Annotated in this window: 4 protein-coding genes; all 4 read right to left on the reverse strand. The window is 61.5% G+C overall.

The genetic code is table 11. The features are described 5' to 3' along the window. Positions 1 to 1,511, reverse strand: a 1,511-nt coding sequence (locus AC1DRP_RS35330; RefSeq protein ID WP_476770983.1) for a class I adenylate-forming enzyme family protein, incomplete at its 3' end; no start/stop codon positions are given. 1 nt (position 1,512) lies between these two features. Then, positions 1,513 to 2,313: an ABC transporter permease gene (locus AC1DRP_RS35335; RefSeq protein WP_441508600.1), complete on the reverse strand. Its 801-nt coding sequence runs from the start codon at positions 2,311 to 2,313 to the stop codon at positions 1,513 to 1,515. Continuing rightward, positions 2,310 to 3,158 (reverse strand): ABC transporter permease, encoded by an 849-nt coding sequence (locus AC1DRP_RS35340; protein WP_441508599.1) that lies wholly within the window; start codon positions 3,156 to 3,158, stop codon positions 2,310 to 2,312. The genes AC1DRP_RS35335 and AC1DRP_RS35340 overlap by 4 nt, the downstream gene beginning before the upstream one ends. Positions 3,159 to 3,182: 24 nt before the next feature. Then, positions 3,183 to 4,226: an ABC transporter substrate-binding protein gene (locus tag AC1DRP_RS35345; protein WP_441493493.1), complete on the reverse strand. Its 1,044-nt coding sequence runs from the start codon at positions 4,224 to 4,226 to the stop codon at positions 3,183 to 3,185. Between the last annotated feature and the right edge of the window lie 62 nt (positions 4,227 to 4,288).

The raw sequence follows: 4,288 nt of genomic DNA on the forward strand, positions 1-4,288 counted from the left end.
AGCCGGCTCTTGCAGTGCTCGAAGATCATTTCGGGCGAGGCCTCGGCTTCCGAAACGCCGGGCTGCAAGACGATATAGGCCTTCACTTCTTCGCCGCGCGCTGCATCCTTCACGCCGACGACGGCGGCTTCGAGAACCTGCGGCATTTCGGTCAGCGCAGCTTCGACTTCGCGGGCGGCGATATTCTCGCCGCTTCTGCGGATCATGTCCTTCAAGCGCCCGACGATGTAGTGGAAACCTTCGGCGTCGCGCCAGAACAGGTCCCCGGTGCGGAACCAATCCCCCCTGAAAGAGGCTTCGTTCGCTTCCGGCTTGCGATAATAGCCCAGCATGATGCCCGGCCCGCGGATGCAAAGCTCGCCAACCTCGCCAGCGGGCAGGACATTGCCCTCGGGGTCGGTAATCTGTACCTCGCGGAAGGGCGCGACCATCCCGCAGGAGCCGGAGCCGACCATGTGATAGGCCTCTCGCGGCAGGAAAAGCGCCGATCCGACCTCGGTCATCCCGAAGGATTCCCGGGCGATCGTGTTGTAGCGCCGCTCGAAGTCGGCGTGCTTTTCCTTGTTGAAGCCGAAGATCGAAACGCGCTTCAGCTCATTGTCGGCGTCGGATGGCTTGGGTGCCTGCTGATAGACGATCTCGGGAAAGAGGCAGTAATGGATCTTGTATGTCCTGACCCAATCCATGAAGCGCGTCGCGCTTGCACGGCGGGCGACGAAGATCTGGCCGCCGACACGCATCGCCATCAAGGTCAGCCACTGCGGATCCATGTAGAAGAAGGGTTGAGCCGCCAGGATATTCCTGGAATTCTCGGCGTCGCCGCCTCGCATCGCGGCCACCAGGGAAATGGTGAGCCAGTATCGGTGCGTCAGCATGCAGCCTTTCGGGAATCCGGTCGTGCCGGACGTGTACTGGATGTTGACGAGGTCATCGAGCGCGGGTTGTGGCAGGTCCGCGGGGAGGGCGGGCGGTTTCCGCTCGATCCGGGCATATCGATCCGACGCATCGGAAGCGGCCCCGACGACAAGAACGTTGGAATTCCGTAACRGCGCCTCCGCACTCAGCGCCTCGTAGGAGGGCAGGCAGTCCGCATGGATGACGAGATACGTCGCCTGCGAGTCCGTGAGCACATAGTCGAGCTCTCGGCCGGTATAGCCGATATTGACCGGCACCATGACGGCCCCGAGTTTTGCCAGGGCAAGCCAGGTGAGGGGAAACGCCGGGATGTTGGGAAGCATGACGGCGACATGAGCGCCTTTGCGCACGCCCGCCGCATAGAGGCCCGCCGCAGCCTGTTCGATCGCCGACCTGGCTTCGGCATAGGTTGCGACGCCGCCCTCGCTCTCCTCGAAGAACGTCCAGAGGGTCTTGTCGCCGTTCACCGAGGCCCGCTCGTCGACGAACGAGCCGATGTTCTGCGCCAGCGGCGCCGCCTCGATAGTGCTCCTCATATGATCGACGAGAGGCTTGAGCTCGGACCAATCGCTGGGGCTGCTGTTGTTTTGCTGCATGTCAGGCCTCGGACACTGAATTCGACTGGTATCGGCGTTCATTCCGGCGGCGAACGATCTCACCCACGGTCATCGCGACGATGCTGAGAAGAGTGAGCATGACCGCGACGGCAGGCACTGTCGGATCGAGCTTAAGGCTGAGATCGTTCCAGATGCGCACGGGAAGCGTCTGCAATCCGCCGGAGATGAAGAGCGTGATGATCAGCTCATCGAAGGACGCGAAGAAGGCCAGGATCGCCGAAGCAAACATCGCTGGCGCTAGGTAAGGCAGGGTCGTGTGCAGGAACGCCCGGATGGGGCTCGCGCCAAGGACACGCGCTGCCCGCTCGATCGTCATGTCGTATCTGCGAAGGCTGCCCGACACGATCATCACGACATAGGGCAGGGCGATCAGCGCATGAACCAATGTCAGCGCGTAGATATTGTTCACCAGCTGCCAGCGCAGGAACACGATGTAGAGCGCAAGGGCGATAACCACCGATGGGATGATGAGGGGCGCGATGAAGATGGCACTCAGCAGGCCTTTTCCGCGAAAATCCGTACGAACGAGCGCGACCGACGCCAGGGTCCCGAAGAGCAGGCTGAGGATTGTCGCACCGACCCCGATCCTGAGGCTCGCGAGCGTGGCGTCGACCCAACTCTGATCGACGAAGAATTCCCTGTACCAGCGCAGGGACAGCGACTTCGGCGGGAATTCGAGGAACTGGCTGTCGGTCAGCGAAATCGGAACGAGGAAGAACAGCGGCAGCAGCAGAAAGCTGGCGACGAGGACAAAATACGCGGTCAGGACGGCCCGGGTCATCGTGCGAGCCCTCCGGTCGCGAATTCGGAGCGTTTCCGCGTGAGGGCCCAGTAAGCCAGAAGACAGGAGAAGGTCGCCGCCAGCAGCGTCGAAGCCATCACCGCCGCCAGGTCCCATTTCAGCGTCTTGTGAACCTGGAGATCGATGAGATTGGCGATGAGGAGACTTGTGCGGCCGCCCAGCAGCGTCGGCGTGACATAGAAGCCGAGGCAGAGGATGAAGCAGATGATGCCACCCGTCGCCGCTCCACTCACGCTGAGGGGAAAGACCACCTTCCAGAAGGCCTGCCTTGGCGATGCACCCAGGGATCGGGCCGCTTTCACGAGATCCCGCTCGACATCGAGTATCGAGGTCAGGCAGGTCAGGATCACGATCGGCAGCAGGATCTGAACCATTCCGATGTGAACGGCGATGGGCGTATAGAGCAGCTGAACGGGCTCCGCCGTCAGGCCAAGGGCGGCAAGCGCTTTGTTAAGAATGCCTTCGCGCCCGAGCAGGATGATCCAGGTGTAGGTCCTGACCAGGATGCTGATCCAGAACGGTAGGAGGATCAGATAGGTCGCCAGCACCCGCTTGCGCGGCGAGAGCCCCGCCATGAAGTAAGCCATGGGGTAGCCCATGACGAGGCAGATCACCGTCACAGTCGCGGCGGTGACGAACGTCCTCTGCAGGACGATGATGGAAAGCTGCGAATTATAGACCTGTCGCAGCGCCTCGGCCGTGAAAGCCGTTCCATCGTGTACGGTCAGCTTCAGGACGCCGAATACCGGAAAGACGAAGAGAAGCGCTGCCAGCAACGTCGCTGGCGCGAGCAAAAGCGTGGTTTTCGTCCACCGGAGTTTCATGATGCAGCCAGGTTCCCGAGTGGCTCAGATCAGCAGCCATTCGTTCCAGCGTGTTGAGACCGCGTCGAGATTCTCTGCCCACCAGGCACTGTTGAACTCGAACTGCACCGCCGCGTTTTCGGGCGAGGTCGGCAGGGTCGCTGCGAAGGCCGGGTCCAGCAATTCCATCATTCCCGGCACGAAGCCGGGGTAGGGGACCTGCTTCACGAATGCCGCCGATGCCGCAGGGTCCATGCGAGCCTTCATGAAGCGCATCGCCTCGGTGGGGTGCTTCGCGCCCTTTGGAATGGCGAGGAAGGAGAGCATCAGGGCTCCGCCCTTGAAGGTGATGTCGACGGGCTTGCCCTCGTTCCTCAGGGGGGTGATGCGGCCGTTCCAGCATGAAGTCATGCTGACCTCGCCGTCGATCAGCAACTGGACGTGCTGGGCTCCGTTGGTCCACCAGACCGGGATATGGGGCTTGAGCTGGTCGAGCTTCTTGAAGGCGCGGTCGACGTCGAGCGGATAGAGCTTGTCGAGCGGAACGCCATCGGCAAGCAGGGCGAATTCGAGGTTGCCCTTGGGCGAATTTTCCAGCGAGCGCGGGCCCGGGAAAGCTTTGACGTCCCAGAAATCGGCCCAGGATTGCGGCGTCTTGCCGTTGCCGAATTTGTCGGTCCTGAAAGCGATCACGGTTGAATAAGAGGCCCGGACCATCGCAGTCGGCTGCTTTGCGATGGCCGGCAGCTTGTTGTCGGGATCGATGATCGAATAGTCGATCTTTGCAAGCCATCCGGCTTTGGTTGCGGTCACGACGTCGTCGCCGTTCAGCTCGGTCAGATCCCACTCGACATTGCCGGACTCGACCATGGCCTTGAGCTTGGGAAGGCTCACGGGTGCTGTCGGCCTGACCTTGATTCCCGTCTCCCTGGTGAAAGGCTCTTCGAAGATCTTCGTGATCATCGTGGCGAGCGCCCCGCCGGAGCCGTTGACGACGATGGTCACGTCCTGAGCGAAAGAGGGTTTGAACGCGAAAACGCCGGCAAGTGCACCTGTGGCGATTCCGAAAGCTCTTCTGGTCATCGTCATGATCGATAGTCCCCTGAGTTTTTTTGGTGGTCTGGGAAGCTCAACCCGTGAGCGAGACGAGG

Source organism: Allobosea sp. 01N443 (genome assembly GCF_056399325.1).